The organism is Bariatricus sp. HCP28S3_D3 (genome assembly GCF_052065755.1).
Classification (GTDB): domain Bacteria; phylum Bacillota; class Clostridia; order Lachnospirales; family Lachnospiraceae; genus Allocoprococcus.
The window spans coordinates 1-407 of sequence record NZ_JBQHTK010000111.1; the positions used below are offsets into that span (position 1 = coordinate 1).

General features: G+C 51.1%; 2 rRNA genes. Both read right to left on the bottom strand.

The annotated features are described in order from the left end of the window. Window positions 1–92, bottom strand: a 5S ribosomal RNA gene (rrf, locus tag ACTNB3_RS17940); the annotation flags it as partial. Between the two features lie 215 nt (window positions 93–307). Further along, a 16S ribosomal RNA gene (locus tag ACTNB3_RS17945) occupies window positions 308–407 on the bottom strand; the annotation flags it as partial.

Genomic DNA, 407 nt, shown 5'->3' on the forward strand with positions numbered 1-407 from the left:
CCGTCTCCAGTGCAGTACCATCGGCCGCTTAGGTCTTAACCATCGTGTTCGGGATGGGAACGGGTGTGTCCCCTAAGCGCATCGCCACCAGAAATATTCTGTTATCTTTTTTTCGTGAGTGCAGTCTTTCTCTTCACCCTCCAATCCGCTGCGCTTCTTGTCGGGCTACGTTCAAGCCTTCTTATGCATCTCATCTTCCATCCCTGTTCCTGCAAGCAAGCTTGCGTCACAGTTCTGTAAGCTAATCTGCGCACTCACTTCTTGATAACTAAGCAATAGACACAACACCTTACTTCTTCTTCCTTAGAAAGGAGGTGATCCAGCCGCACCTTCCGATACGGCTACCTTGTTACGACTTCACCCCAGTTATCGGTCCCACCTTCGGCAGCTCCCTCCTTTCGGTTGGG